At 68.5% G+C, this 13,457-nt stretch carries 16 protein-coding genes; 4 read left to right on the top strand and 12 right to left on the bottom strand.

The features are described from left to right. The first annotated feature begins 80 nt into the window (after positions 1-80). Positions 81-716 (top strand): DUF937 domain-containing protein, encoded by a 636-nt coding sequence (locus MNR01_RS04480; protein WP_241919765.1) that lies wholly within the window; start codon positions 81-83, stop codon positions 714-716. A gap of 73 nt (positions 717-789) precedes the next feature. Here the strand turns inward: MNR01_RS04480 and MNR01_RS04485 are convergent, their stop codons facing one another. Next, on the bottom strand, positions 790-1,134 hold the full coding sequence (locus tag MNR01_RS04485) for a high-potential iron-sulfur protein (RefSeq protein WP_241919766.1): 345 nt from the start codon (positions 1,132-1,134) through the stop codon (positions 790-792). A gap of 100 nt (positions 1,135-1,234) precedes the next feature. Here MNR01_RS04485 and MNR01_RS04490 point away from each other — a divergent pair, with 100 nt between their 5' ends. The 3 genes from MNR01_RS04490 to mtnC all read left to right on the top strand — a co-directional run bounded on the left by MNR01_RS04490 (position 1,235) and on the right by mtnC (position 3,279). Continuing rightward, the gene (locus tag MNR01_RS04490; RefSeq protein WP_241919767.1) at positions 1,235-1,873 is read left to right on the top strand and encodes a methylthioribulose 1-phosphate dehydratase; all 639 of its coding nucleotides are present in this window, start codon (positions 1,235-1,237) and stop codon (positions 1,871-1,873) included. Next, on the top strand, positions 1,870-2,427 hold the full coding sequence (locus tag MNR01_RS04495) for an acireductone dioxygenase (RefSeq protein WP_241919768.1): 558 nt from the start codon (positions 1,870-1,872) through the stop codon (positions 2,425-2,427). Before MNR01_RS04490 ends, MNR01_RS04495 begins: the two co-directional genes overlap by 4 nt. A gap of 153 nt (positions 2,428-2,580) precedes the next feature. Continuing rightward, positions 2,581-3,279 carry an acireductone synthase gene (gene mtnC / locus MNR01_RS04500; protein WP_241919769.1) on the top strand — a complete coding sequence of 233 codons (699 nt, stop codon included), beginning with the start codon at positions 2,581-2,583 and terminating at the stop codon, positions 3,277-3,279. A 44-nt stretch (positions 3,280-3,323) separates the two neighbouring features. Here mtnC and MNR01_RS04505 read toward each other — a convergent pair whose 3' ends face one another. The 11 genes from MNR01_RS04505 to MNR01_RS04555 all read right to left on the bottom strand — a co-directional run bounded on the left by MNR01_RS04505 (position 3,324) and on the right by MNR01_RS04555 (position 13,220). Next, positions 3,324-3,908 (bottom strand): YdeI/OmpD-associated family protein, encoded by a 585-nt coding sequence (locus MNR01_RS04505; RefSeq protein ID WP_241919770.1) that lies wholly within the window; start codon positions 3,906-3,908, stop codon positions 3,324-3,326. 5 nt (positions 3,909-3,913) lie between these two features. Beyond that, a complete protein-coding gene (locus tag MNR01_RS04510) occupies positions 3,914-5,521 on the bottom strand; it encodes a calcineurin-like phosphoesterase family protein (RefSeq protein ID WP_241919771.1) in 1,608 nt (535 codons plus the stop codon). Positions 5,522-5,606: 85 nt separating this feature from the next. Then, a complete protein-coding gene (hisIE, locus tag MNR01_RS04515) occupies positions 5,607-6,236 on the bottom strand; it encodes a bifunctional phosphoribosyl-AMP cyclohydrolase/phosphoribosyl-ATP diphosphatase HisIE (protein ID WP_241919772.1) in 630 nt (209 codons plus the stop codon). Continuing rightward, the gene (gene hisF, locus MNR01_RS04520) at positions 6,233-7,003 is read right to left on the bottom strand and encodes an imidazole glycerol phosphate synthase subunit HisF (protein ID WP_241919773.1); all 771 of its coding nucleotides are present in this window, start codon (positions 7,001-7,003) and stop codon (positions 6,233-6,235) included. The genes hisIE and hisF overlap by 4 nt, the downstream gene beginning before the upstream one ends. After that, complete coding sequence (hisA, locus tag MNR01_RS04525) at positions 6,997-7,743, bottom strand: 1-(5-phosphoribosyl)-5-[(5-phosphoribosylamino)methylideneamino]imidazole-4-carboxamide isomerase (RefSeq protein ID WP_241920528.1); 747 nt, start codon at positions 7,741-7,743, stop codon at positions 6,997-6,999. Before hisA ends, hisF begins: the two co-directional genes overlap by 7 nt. A 32-nt stretch (positions 7,744-7,775) precedes the next feature. Continuing rightward, positions 7,776-8,378, bottom strand: coding sequence for an imidazole glycerol phosphate synthase subunit HisH (gene hisH / locus MNR01_RS04530; RefSeq protein ID WP_241920529.1), 603 nt, complete (start codon positions 8,376-8,378; stop codon positions 7,776-7,778). A gap of 48 nt (positions 8,379-8,426) precedes the next feature. Further along, positions 8,427-9,506: a bifunctional histidinol-phosphatase/imidazoleglycerol-phosphate dehydratase HisB gene (gene hisB, locus MNR01_RS04535; RefSeq protein WP_241919774.1), complete on the bottom strand. Its 1,080-nt coding sequence runs from the start codon at positions 9,504-9,506 to the stop codon at positions 8,427-8,429. Then, positions 9,503-10,618 (bottom strand): histidinol-phosphate transaminase, encoded by a 1,116-nt coding sequence (hisC, locus tag MNR01_RS04540; RefSeq protein ID WP_241919775.1) that lies wholly within the window; start codon positions 10,616-10,618, stop codon positions 9,503-9,505. Before hisC ends, hisB begins: the two co-directional genes overlap by 4 nt. Continuing rightward, a complete protein-coding gene (gene hisD / locus MNR01_RS04545) occupies positions 10,615-11,916 on the bottom strand; it encodes a histidinol dehydrogenase (RefSeq protein ID WP_241920530.1) in 1,302 nt (433 codons plus the stop codon). The genes hisC and hisD overlap by 4 nt, the downstream gene beginning before the upstream one ends. Before the next feature lie 23 nt (positions 11,917-11,939). Next, on the bottom strand, positions 11,940-12,869 hold the full coding sequence (hisG, locus tag MNR01_RS04550; RefSeq protein WP_241919776.1) for an ATP phosphoribosyltransferase: 930 nt from the start codon (positions 12,867-12,869) through the stop codon (positions 11,940-11,942). A gap of 15 nt (positions 12,870-12,884) precedes the next feature. Then, on the bottom strand, positions 12,885-13,220 hold the full coding sequence (locus MNR01_RS04555) for a YerC/YecD family TrpR-related protein (RefSeq protein WP_241919777.1): 336 nt from the start codon (positions 13,218-13,220) through the stop codon (positions 12,885-12,887). Positions 13,221-13,457: the final 237 nt, after the last annotated feature.

Here is a 13,457-nt window from a genome sequence, read left to right on the forward strand (position 1 = left end):
CGCGATGACGACTTCACACCATCACAGCCACTGAACGGCGCAGCGCTAGCATCGGAGCCCCACCCAAAGGACTGACAGAAATGACCACTTCGTTGACCGATGATCTTCTCAACCAGCTGCAGGGACAGCCGCTGGCGCAGATCGGACAACAACTCGGACTCTCGCCGTCGCAGGCCACCGGTGCCGTGTCTGCGGCGTTGCCCTTGCTGCTGGGCGCACTCGGTCGCAATGCCGGGCAGCCACAGGGCGCGCAGGCGCTGTACGGCGCGCTGGAACGCGATCACGCCAGCCTCGACCTCGGCAGTGTGCTCGGCTCGGTGATGGGCGGCGGCGGCGCTGGCGCAGGTGGCCAGATCCTCGGCCACATCTTTGGCGCGCGCCAGCAAGGTGCTGCGCAGGGACTCGGTGCCGCAACCGGGCTTGGCAGCAATCAGGCCGGCACGTTGCTGCAGGTGCTTGCCCCGATCGTGATGGCCTATCTGGCCAAGCAGGTGTTCTCCAGCGGCGGCAACACGCTGGCCAGCCAGTTGCCGGCATCGCCGCAGTCGCTGGAGCAGGCGCTGGGCCAGGAACAGCAGACGATCACCCAGCAGGGTGGCGTCGGAGGCGGCCTGCTCGGTGCGGTGCTCGACCGTGATGGCGATGGCGACACCGACTTCTCCGACCTGATCGGACTGGCCGGTTCGATGATGGGCGGGAGCGAGCCGAGGCGCTGATCGCGCCCCTCGCAGTGAAGTCCGGGCATCCAGGTACCGGTCGCCGACCATGGCGACCGGACACGTGCCTGCGCTAGCCGGCCTTCTTCGCCCAGGCCGAACACCAGCCTTTCGCCGCGACCGTGTTCTGCGGAAACATCAGGCACGGGCCGTAGGCCTGCCCGGCGGCGCCCTTGTAGAAGTTGCAGTTCGCGCAGTCGCTGCCGGGCTTGAATAACGGATGCTTTACGCCGGCGGCGTTCTCGGCATAGCCCAGGGCCTGGGCCTGCGGGTTGGTCAGTGGCAGTTTGGGCAGCGCAGCCGGCTTGCCGGCCGGCGGCTTGGCCTGGCCTGCCGCCGTGCCCACGGCCAGGGCCGACAGCGCCAGAGCCGCCAGACGGGCAAGGAAACCGCGTCGCGAAGGGTCGTATGCGTTCACGGGGCACCTCCAGGCGCAAGTATGCGCCCGCGGCGTTGCCCCGGCGTTGCGGCCCATTGCCGAAACACGGCATTGCCCCCGGTTTCGCTACACTTTCGCCATGACCACCCCACTGCCTTACGACCCCCAGCGCCTGGCGCATTGCGCCGGGGAGATCATCGTCAACGTGCGCGAGCTGTCGGAGCTGGGCTGGACGCCGGCGACCAGCAGCAACTTCTCGCGCCGCATGGACGACCAGTACATCGCCATCACCGTCTCCGGACGCGACAAGGGTCGCCTGACCGAGGCCGACATCATGGTCGTCGACCTGGAAGGCAATCCGGTCGCGACCAGCAACAAGTCCTCCGCCGAGACGCTGCTCCACACCCAGCTGTACAAGCGCTTCCCCGAGATCGGCTGCGTCCTGCACACCCACTCCAAGGTGCAGACCGTGGCCTCGCGCCTGTATTCCGGCCAGGGCCACGTGCACCTGGAAGGCTACGAACTGTTGAAGGCCTTCAGCGGCAACACCACCCACGAGATGAGCGTCGAGCTGCCGGTGCTGCCCAACAGCCAGGACATGCACACGCTGGCCGCGCAGGTCGATTGCCTGCTGGACCGCAAGTGCATGTGGGGCTACCTGATCGACGGTCACGGGCTGTACGCCTGGGGCAAGGACATGCCCGAGGCCCGGCGCCACCTGGAAGCATTCGAATTCCTGCTCGGCTGCGAGCTTGAAATCAGGAGACTGCAGCGATGAGCCGCCTGCGCATTTTCAACGAAACCGACACCACCACGCCGACCCTGGCCACGTCCGACCAGGCGGAGATCGCGCGCGAGCTGCAGCGGATCGGCGTCGCCTTCGAGCAGTGGCAGGCCAGCGCGCCGGTGGCCCCGGGCGATGCACCGGAGACGATCATGGAGGCCTATCGCGCCGACATCGATCGCCTGGTCAGTGAGCGCGGCTTCAAGACCGTCGACGTGGTCAGCATCGCCCCGGACAATCCGCAGCGCGAAACCATGCGTGCGAAGTTCCTCGACGAGCACTTCCACAAGGAAGACGAGGTGCGTTTCTTCGTCGCCGGATCCGGACTGTTCACCCTGCACGTCGGCGAGCAGGTCTATGAGATCAAGTGCGAGCAGGGCGATCTGATCGCCGTGCCCGACAGCACCCGCCACTGGTTCGACATGGGGCCGGAACCGAGCTTCATCGCGATCCGCTTCTTCACCGAGCCCGATGGCTGGGTCGGCCACTTCACCGGCACCGACATCGCCCAGCGTTTCCCGCGCTACGAGAAAGGACAGGCGGGCTGAGGCCTGGCTGCATCCTTCGGCCTACCTTCACACACCGTCATTCCCGCGCAGGCGGGAACCCATGGACGTTCTGCTCCCAGGCGTCCGGCAAGCCACGTCCAAGGATTGCCGCCTGCGAGGGAATGACGGGACCGACAGGCAACTGGAAATTCCATGACCACCCGCGCCATCCTCACCGACATCGAGGGCACCACCAGCAGCATTTCCTTCGTCAAGGACGTGCTGTTCCCGTACGCGCGACGCGCCCTGCCCCGCTTCGTCGCCGCCCGCGGCAAGGAGCCGGCCGTGCGCAAGTGGCTCGATGCCGTCGCCACCGAGAATGGCGGCATGTGCGACGACGCCATGATCGTCGAGGTGCTGCAGGGCTGGATCGACGAGGATCGCAAGCACACGGCGCTCAAGGCGCTGCAGGGCATGATCTGGGCCGACGGCTACAAGGGCGCCGACTTCACCGCCCACATCTATCCCGACGCCGCGCCGGCGCTGCGCGGCTGGCATGCCGCCGGGCTGCCGCTGTACGTGTACTCCTCCGGCAGCGTCCCGGCGCAGCGCCTGTTCTTTGGCCACAGCGATGCCGGCGACCTGACCACGCTGTTCTCGGGCTGGTTCGACACCGAAGTGGGCGGCAAGCGCGAAGCGCAGAGCTACCGCAACATCGTCGAGGCAATCGGCACGCCGGCCGGCGACATCGTGTTCCTCTCCGACGTCGTCGAGGAACTGGACGCCGCCCGCGAGGCCGGCCTGCAGACCGTGCTGGTCGATCGCTTGCAGGACTATCCGCAGTCTCGACAGGGTGACGCGGCGCACGGGCACACCCGCGTGGAGCGTTTCGACCAGGTCGATCTGGCCTGAGATGACGTCATACCGGCGAAAGCCGGGGTGCAGTGGCTGCGGCACTACGGGTGGATCTTCTCGCCCCTGGCGAGCATCTCGACGAACTTCGCCGCACGCGCATTGCGCGTTTCCGGCTTCTTCGCCGTGTGCACGCGCCAGCAGAACGCATAGCGGTTGGTGCCATCGAGTTGCTCGAAGAACCTGCGCGCCTTCGCATTCTTCGCCAGCGCCGCGGCCAATTCCGGCGGGACCTCCATGCCACTGGCCGCGTGGTATGCCGCCTGCCAGCGGCCGTCGGCGCGCGCCGCTTCGACTTCGCGCAAGCCGCCGGCCTGCATGCGCCCTTCCGCGATCAGCCGTTCGATCTTGCCGACGTTGATCTTTGACCACAGGCTTTTGGCCCGGCGCGGCGTGAAGCGCTGCAGGAAGTACTGCTCGTCACAGGCTCGCTTGAGGCCGTCGATCCAGCCGTGGCACAGCGCCACATCCAGGGCCTCGGCATAGGTCACCGAGACCACGCCCTGGTCCTTCTTGGCGATCTTCAGCCACAGTCCAGGCGCGCTGCCGTGACCCAGCAGCCACTGCTCGAAGGCCGCGGCATCGCGGAACAACTGGATCGGCAGGTCGGTCGGCAGCGGCGAAGCCATGGCCGCTACTCCTTGGCCTGGTCGAGACGGTAGCGCGTTTCCGACGTCAGCTCACCGCGCCAGCGATCGAACACGCGCACCTGGATGCGATGCTCGCCAGCGCCCACATCGGTCGGCAGGACGCCACGCCACAGGTGGGTCGAGGGGACGGCTTCAGGCGAGCGGTCGTAGCCACGCAGGCGCTCGGCGCTGTCGTCGGCGAGGTTCTCCGCCACCAGGGTCGGATCCGGCTGCGACACCCGACGCATCGGCTTCCACGCGCCTTCGTCGATGCGGTACTCGACGCGGCTGTCGGCGTCGCCCATGAACACGTTGGCATAGACGCCATTGGCGGCCCAGGCGCCCAGTCGCAGCACCTTCGGCGCGTAGAGCGCCATCGCCCGGTCTGCCGGCGCACGCGCGACCTGGTAGCGCAGCGAGTATTGGCCGTCAGGCTTGAAGGTCAGCCAGGCGTAGCCGTTGGGCGTGCCGTCGCTCATGGTGGTGTCGGGGATTCCCTGGGCATCCTTGACGCCCGACCAGAACGCGCCGCAGGTCGCACCGACGTTGTACTCGTGCAGCGGCTGCGCGCCGTGCCAGCCGGTGCTGGCGTCATGGCGGTAGTGGCGCTGGTTGTGGGTGTGCGCGCTGAGCAGCAGGACCTGGCTGTGGTCCTTGAGCATCGCGAACAGGCGATCACGGTCGACACGGCGGAAACTCTCCACGCCCGGGTACGGCTCGAAGAACGGGATGTGCACGGAGATGACCACGCGCCGGTCCTTGGACAACGTCGCCAGGTAGGCCTGCAGGAACGCGAACTGGTCTTCGCGCAGCCCACCGATGTAGGCCGGCTGCTGGCCCGGCAGGTAGACCACGTCGTCGAGGACGATGAAACTCGCCTGCGGTTCTTCCCAGGCATAGCTGTCGGGGCCGAAGACGTTGCGGAACGACAACAGCGCATCCTCGTCGCGCCCGGCGTCGAAATCGAGGTCGTGGTTTCCGGGCACGTGCATCCACGGCACGCCCAGCTGCGAGGTGACGCGGTTCATCGCCGGATACAGGCTGATGTCGTCGTTGACGATGTCGCCCAGGCTAAGCCCCAGCCGCACGTCGTGCTTGCCCACCAGCGGCTGCACGATGTCGCGTTCGTAGTAATCGACATCGATCAGGCTCTTGGGCTGCGGGTCGCCGAACACCAGCATCTTCAGGTCACCGCCGGACCGCTTCAGGTCACCGCCCGCCAGCCTGCGCAATGGGAAATCCAGCTCGCCGGCCGTGGTGGCCGCGATGCCGCCGTAGCGCAGCTTCGGCGAACCGGCAGGAAAGACGTGATGCCAGAACAGCGGCAAGCCGTTGGCGCCGGTCGCAGTGGAGTATCCGGGCGGCTTGATCACGAACACCGTGCTGCCGTCGCGTGCCGGCAACCGGTAGCGGCCCTGCGCGTCGCTGGTGGCCAGCTCGCGCCCGTTGGAGACCTTGATGCCGGCGATTCCGCGCTCGGATGCGTCGCGTCGCTGGTTGCCATTGCTGTCGTTGTAGACGGTCCCGGTCAGTTGCGCGGTCTGCGCCTGCACATCGGCATGGCTGGCGGCCAGCAGGCCCAGGACGACGGCGCAAAGGGACGATCGCAGCATATGGCGTTCCAGGGATTCGCGGTGGCCGGGTGATTATCGGCCCGGGCTGCAGCAACCGGAAGGGTCGCCCGCCGGCCCGCCACACTCAGCCACGATGGCGTTGTCGCAGCAGCGCTTCGACCTCCGCCAGCCCGAGGCCGCGCGCGCGCAGCAACACCATCAGGTGGAAGATCAGGTCGGCGGCCTCGCCCAGCAGTTCCTCGTCCGGCTGCGCCACCGCGGCCAGGGCGGTTTCCACGCCCTCCTCGCCTACCTTCTGCGCGATGCGGCGCATGCCGCCCTCGAACAGCGACGTGGTGTAACTGCCCGCCGGACGCTCGCGGTCACGCGCGACGATCAGCGCATCGAGTTCGCCCAGGAACGACGAGCGCGCAGGCGCCTGCGGGAAGCAGCTGGCGCGACCGAGGTGGCAGGTCGGTCCCTGTGGCCGGGCAAGTACGAGCAGCGTGTCGGCATCGCAGTCGGGCTCGACCGACACCAGCTCGAGGAAATGGCCGGAACTCTCGCCCTTGGTCCACAGGCGCTGGCGACTGCGACTGAAGAACGTCACGTGGCCGCTGGATATCGTTGCCTGCAACGCATCGCGGTCCATGTAGCCAAGCATCAGCACCGCGAGCGTGTCGGCGTCCTGCACGACGGCGGGCAGCAGACCGCCCTGCTTCTCCCAGGCGAGCTCGTCGAAAGGTGACTGCAGCGAAGCAGCTTCAGCGGTCATGCGCGCACCTCGATGCCCTGCTCGCGCAAGTGCCGTTTGAGTTCGGGAATGGGCACGGCGCCGGAGTGGAACACGCTCGCCGCCAGCGCGGCATCCACATCGGCTTCGCGGAACACGTCGGCGAAATGGCCGATGCTGCCGGCGCCGCCCGAGGCCACCAGCGGCACCAGGCAGCGCTCGCGCACGGCCTGAAGCTGCTCGATGTCGTAGCCCTCGCGGACGCCATCGCTGCCCATGCAGTTGAGGACGATCTCGCCGGCGCCACGCTGCTGAGCCTCGTCGACCCAGTCGAGCGTGCGTTGCGGCAATGCCCGTGTGCGCGACGGGTCGCCACTGTACTGGCGCACGCGCCATTGGCCGTCCTCATCGCGCAGGCTGTCGATACCGACCACGACGCATTGCTGCCCGAAGGCATCGGCGATCTCGCCGATCAGCTGCGGACGCTCCAGCGCCGGGGTATTGATCGAGACCTTGTCGGCACCGGCATGGAGCGCCGCGCGTGCGTCCTCCACCGAGCGGATGCCACCGGCGACGCAGAACGGGATGTCGATTTCGCGCGCGACGCGTTCGACCCAGGCGCGGTCGACGCTGCGGCCTTCCGGGCTGGCCGTGATGTCGTAGAACACAAGTTCGTCGGCGCCCTCGTCGCGATAGCGCAGCGCCAGCTCGACGATGTCACCCATGTCGACGTGGTCGCGGAAGCGCACGCCCTTGACCACGCGGCCGTCGCGCACGTCCAGGCACGGCACGATGCGCCGGCTCAGCATCGCCGCACCCGCTCGAGCGCATCATCGAGGGCAAAGCGTTGCTCGATCAGCGCCTTGCCCAGGACCGCGCCACTGCAACCGGCCGCGCGCGCAGCCAGGATGTCGGCGACGTCGCGGATACCGCCCGATGCCTGCACGAGCAGCTCCGGCGCCAGACTGGCAATCAGCCGGTACAGATCCAGGTTCGGTCCGCCGAGCGTGCCGTCGCGGGAAATATCGGTGCAGAGCAGATGACGCACGCCGCCATTGGCGAAACGCCGTACCAGCGTCTCGAGCCGGGCGGCGCTGCTTTCGGTCCAGCCCGATACCGGCAGCTGCCATTCGCCGTCGGCGTCCTGACGCGCGTCGAGGGCGATGGTGATGCGCTCCGGGCCGAAGCGCTCGACCCACTCCAGCACCCGCTCGGGTTCGCGCACCGCCAGCGAGCCGACCACGACGCGGTCGGCACCGGCCTGCAGGATCTCGGCGACATCCTCCTCGCTGCGTACCCCGCCACCGGTCTGCACGCGCAGCCAAGTCGTGCGCGCCAGCACCCGCAGCAGCGGCTGCAGGGTGTAGCCGCCGTGACGCGCGGCATCGAGGTCGACCAGGTGCAACCAGCGCGCACCCAGGCGGGCATGGCGCATCGCCATCTCGAGCGGGCGTTCCCCGTAGCGTGTCTCGCGCCCGTAGTCGCCCTGGTGCAGGCGCACCATGTGGCCTTCGCGCACGTCGATGGCCGGATACAGCTCGAATTCCATTCCAGGCACCGGCATCTGCAACGGATCGGCGCTCATGCCGCCTCCATTGCCAGGAAATTCGCCAGCAGCCGCTGGCCCACCGCCGCCGACCGTTCCGGGTGGAACTGCGCGCCAAAGCAGCGGCCGTGCCCGGCCACCGCGGTGAAGCCGCCGCCATGATCGCTGCTGGCCAGCGTGGCCGCGCTCAAAGGTGCCGCGTAGCTGTGCACGAAGTAGGCGTGCGCGCCGGCATCGATGCCGTCGAGCAGCCCCGTCGGCTGCGACGGTTGCAACTGGTTCCAACCCATGTGCGGCACGCGAACCCCCGGTCCAGATGTCATGCGAACGATGCGGCCGGGCAGCAGGCCCAGGCATTCGACGTCGCCCTCGTCGGAGGACTCGTACAGCAGCTGCATGCCCAGGCAGATCCCGAGCAGCGGCTGCCGCAGCCGACGGATCGGCTCGACCAGCCCGAGCTCGCGCAACCGCGCCATCGCCGGCGGCGCAGCACCGACCCCGGGCAGGATCACGCGTTGCGCAGCGGAGATGGTCGCGGCGTCGGCACTGAGCACCGCGCGCGCACCCAACCTCTCAAGCGCGTAACGCACCGAGCCGATATTCCCCCCACCCCAGTCGATCAGCACCACTTCGGTCACTTGTGATTGCACTCCAGTCACATTCATCACTTCATTGCGCGGCAAGCGCTACAGGCTGCCCTTGGTGCTGGGCAATTCGTTTCCCTCGCGCCGTATCGCCTGGCGCAACGCGCGCGCAACCGCCTTGAAGCAGGCTTCGACCTTGTGATGGTCGTTTTCGCCTTGCACGCGCAGATTGAGGTTGAGCCCGGCGCCCTCGCACAGCGAGCGGAAGAAGTGCGGCACCAGTTCGGTCGGCAGGCCGCCGACACGCTCGCGGTTGAAGGCACCGTCGAAGACGAAGTACGGGCGGCCGGAGAAATCCAGCGCGGCACTGGCCAGGCTTTCGTCCATCGGCAAGGTGAAGCCGTAACGACCGATGCCACGTTTGTCGCCCAGCGCCTCGCGCAGGGCCTGGCCCAGCGCCAGGGCACTGTCTTCGACGGTGTGGTGCTCGTCGATATGGAGGTCGCCTTCGCAGCGGAGCTCCAGGGCGAAACCACCGTGCTTGCCGATCTGCTCGAGCATGTGGTCAAAGAAGCCCAGGCCGGTCGTCACTGCCGGATCGGCGCTGCGGTCCAGGTCGAGGCCGACTTCGATCCGGGTCTCGCAGGTGGTGCGCGTGACGCGTGCGGTCCGCGGCACGTCCGCCAGGGCATGGGCGATACCGCTCCAGTCCCACTCGCCGCCGAACTGGGCGGTGCGCAACTGGAAGGCGCGGATGCCGAGGTTGCGGGCGAATGCGTTGTCGGTTTCGCGATCGCCGACCATGGCCGAGCGCGTCCAGTCGATTCCACGGTCCTGCAGATACGGCAGCGCCAGGCCGATTCCGGGCTTGCGCGTGGGCGCGTTGTCGGCCGGCAGGCTGGTGTCGATCAGCACGTCGCGGAACCGGATTCCCTGGCTTTCGAACACCTGCATCATCAGCGTGTGCGGGCCTTCGAAGTCCGCGCGCGGGAACGCCTCGCTGCCGAGGCCGTCCTGGTTGGTGACCATCACGAACTGGTAGCCGGCATCGCGCAGCCGCAACATCGCCGGGATCACACCGGTGACGAAGCGAAGCTTGTCGAAGCGGTCGATCTGGAAGTCGGACGGTTCCTCGATCAGCGTGCCGTCGCGGTCCACGAACAGGATGGGCGTCGCACTCATGGCGCGCCCTCCGCCGGCATGGACAGCACGGACAGCACCTGCCGGTTCTGCTCCGGCGTTCCGAGGCTGATGCGCAGCGCATCTTCGAGGCCGGCGGCGGCGCGCATGTCGCGGACCACCACGCCGGCGGCGAGCAGGCGGTCGAATGCGGCCTGGGCATCGTCGAAACGCGCGAGCACGAAATTGGCGCGCGAGTCGTAGGCACGTCGCACGCACGTCAGGCTGGACAGCGCCGATCGCAGGACATCGCGCTCGCTGCGAATGGCGGCGACACGCTCGACAGTGCGTGCGCGTGCCACCGGCGCCAATGCCTGCAGCGCCTGCGCGGTGCAGGCGGCAGGCAGCGGGTACGGCGCCTGGCAACGTCGCAGCACTTCGATGAGATCGGCATCGGCGATCACGCTGCCGATGCGTGCCGCCGCCAGCGCATGCGCCTTCGACAGCGTGCGCAGGACGACGACGTTGCGTTGTCCCGGCAACAGGCCGATGGCAGACGGCGCGTCGGCGTACTCCAGGTAGGCTTCATCGACGACGACGAGTGCCTGGCCGTCGAGTTCGCGCGCCAGGGCCGCAATGTCCTCGAGCGCGAGCAGCGCGCCGGTCGGATTGCCCGGCGAGCACAGGAACACCAGCTTCACGCCATCACGCCGCACCGCTGCAGCGATCGCAGCGAAGTCGCACTGCCACCCCTGCGCGGTTTCGGACAGCGGCACGTCGACCACGCGCGTGCCATGCAAGCGGGCACTGACGGCATACATGCCGAACGTGGGCGTGGTGACCAGCACTGCATCGCCACCGGGGCGGCAAACCGCACGCACCAGCAGATCGATGCCTTCGTCGCTGCCGCGCCCCGCCAGCAGTTGTGCCGGCGCGCAGCCATAAAGCTCCGCCAGGGCGCTGCGCAGGGCCTGCGGTTGCGGATCGGGGTAGCGGCGCAGGGTTCCTTCGCGGTCGGCGTCGTTGCACCACGGCGATTCGTTGGCGTTGAGCCAGACCTGTCCCTGCAGGCGCTGGCTGCGCGCGGACTGGTATCCGGCGAAGCCGCGCAGGTCCTCACGCACCAGCTGCAAGGGGCTGGTGGCCGGACGCAGCGTGTCGGCGGCCGCGCTCATGCCGCCACCGCCTGCAGGCGCAGCGCCACGGCCTGGAGGTGCGCGTCGAGCCCTTCTGCTCGCGCCAGTTCCACCGCGCACGGCCCGATCGCCTCGATACCCTGGGGCTGCACTTCCTGCACGGTGATCGCGATCTGGAAGCTGGCGACATTGAGGCCGCCGCTGAATCGCGCCGCACCGCTGGTAGGCAGGACGTGGTTGGTGCCGCTGCAGTAGTCGCCGAGGGCTTCCGGAGCCCAGTCGCCGAGGAACACCGAACCGGCGGCCTGCACGCGCGGCAACCATCGGCGTGCCTCGCGCACGGCCAGGATCAGGTGCTCGGGTGCGTAGTCGTTGCTTACCTGCAGGGCCTGCTCGATGGAGTCGACACGGATTGCGCACGAGGCAGCCAGCGCCTCCAGGGCGATGGCGGCGCGCGGCAGCGCCTGCAGTTGCTCGCGCACTTCGGTCGCAACCGCATCGAGCATTGCCTCATCGTCGCTGAGCAGGATCACCTGCGAATCCGGGCCGTGTTCGGCCTGCGACAGCAGGTCGGCGGCGACGAACGCGGCGTTGGCGCCGCCGTCGGCGATCACCAGCACTTCCGAGGGACCGGCCGGCATGTCGATGGCCGGGCCGTCCTGGCCCATCGCCACCTGCCGCTTGGCCTCGGTGACATAGGCGTTGCCGGGACCAAAAAGTTTGTCGCAACGCGGCAGGCTGTCCGTGCCCAATGCCATCGCGGCGATGGCCTGGGCACCGCCGACCTTGAAGATGCGATCGATGCCGCAACGCTGCGCTGCGTACAGCACGGCCGGGTCGGCCGTGCCGTCGCGCCGCGGCGGCGTGCACAGCACCACCTCGGGACAGCCGGCCAGGTGCGCCGGCACGCCCAGCATCAGCGCGGTCGACGGCAGTGGCGCCGATCCGGCCGGAACGTACAGGCCGACGCGACGGATCGGCCGCAGCACGCGCTCGCAGCGCACGCCAGGGGCGGTGTCGATGGCGTAGGCATTGCTCATGCCGGCCTCGTGGAACAGGGCGATGCGGGCGGCGGCTTCGTCGATGGCCTGGCGCAAAGCCGGTGTCAGCTTCGCGTCGGCGGCACGCAGTTCGTCGGCGCCGACGCGCAGGTCGTCCAGTGCGACGCCGTCAAAGCGCAATGCGAAGGCACGCAATGCGGCATCCCCGTTGTCGCGCACCTCCTCGATGATCGCCGCGACCGCGGTCGTGGTGATCGTCGACGTGCGCTGCGAGGGACGACGCAGCAGCTGGCTGCGTTCGGCATCGTCGAGCCGGTTCCAGTCGGCGCGGCGCATCAGTAGCGCAGTGGCAGTGGCGCTCATGCCAGCATGCCCTCGACCGGCAACACCATCAGCCCACGCGCGCCGGCGCGCTTGAGTTCCTCCAGACGCTGCCAGGTGACGGCACCGTGGCACAGCGCCTGCAACGCCAGGTCGTCGCCATCGTCCAGGCGCATCACCGTCGGTGCTTCGGCGTCGGGAAGCAGCGGCAACAGGCTCGGCAACAGGTTGCGCGGGGCCTGGAACATCAGCAGCTTGCTGTGGCGGATGCGCAGCGCGCCATCGAGGCGGCGCAGCAGCAGGTCGGCGAGTTCGCCGCGAACCGGGTCGAACGCCTCGGCGGGTCCGGCCAGCACCGCTTCGCTCTCCAGCAGCGTCATCACCGGCTTGAGCTGGTTGGCCGACAGCGTGGCGCCGCTGGAGACGAGGTCGCAGATCGCCTCGGCCTGGCCCAGTCGCGGCGCGATCTCGACCGAACCCGAAAGCAGCACCACGTCGGCAGCGATGCCCTGCTCCTCGAGCCAGCGCGACAGCAACGCCGGGTAGCTGGTGGCGATGCGCTTGCCGGTCAGCTGCTGCGGACCCTGCCAGTCCCAGGCATCGGGCACCGCCAGGGCCAGCCGGCAGCCACCGAAGCCGAGTGCACGCCACTCGCGGAACGCCGACGCGCGGCCGTTGCCTGCGCCTCGATCGGTAGTGCGGCTGCCGTCCTGCTCGAGCAGGACATTGCGGCCGACGATGCCCAGGTCACAGACGCCGTCGGCGATCAGGCCGGGGATGTCGTCGTCGCGCACCAGCAGCAGATCGATTGGCAGGCTTTCGCCGTAGCAGAACAGGCGATCGCGGCTCTCCCGCCAGCTCAGGCCGCACGAGGCGAGCAGCGCGCGCGCCGGTTCGGCCAGTCGGCCGGATTTCTGGATGGCGATGCGCAGACGATCGCGCACCGGGGTATTGGCTGGGGGACTCATCGACGGCGGACTCGGCTAATCGCTGTTGCGGGGGGACGCCGGTCCGGTCTCGCCGGTCTGACGCTGGTAGGCGATGGCGTAGCCGCCGGCGCCGCGTTCGAGGGTGCGGGCGACGCGCCCGATGGTGGTGACGCTGACCTGGGTGCGGTCGTGGATCTCGCGGTACGGGACGTTGCCGTACAGCAGCGGGACCACACGCCAGCGGTCGGTCATCGCCTCCAGCTCGGCCGGCGTGCACAGGTCCTCCAGGAAGGCCCGGACCTCCTCCGGGCTGCGCAGCCCCAGCAAGGCCGAGGCGAGGCCGGCGAGGTCGTCCTCGCCACGATCCATTTCCTGGGGACGTCGCTTCATGATCTTGTATTAATGTAATAACGTGCTAATACATTAATCCGGCATCGGGACCCCCGTCAACCCTGCGGGCGACGCCCCTGCCCGGCTGAAGGCCTGTCGGCGGCATTCACGCCGTTTGCCAGGCGATACGGATATAGGTGTCAGCCGAGCCTGACGGGGACGGATGGCGCAACTGAATCGAGCGCGCATAAGCTGCGCGCACGCCGACACCGTCCGCTCCGCGGCGGCACCGGCGAC

Source organism: Lysobacter sp. S4-A87 (genome assembly GCF_022637455.1).
GTDB lineage: Bacteria > Pseudomonadota > Gammaproteobacteria > Xanthomonadales > Xanthomonadaceae > Lysobacter_J.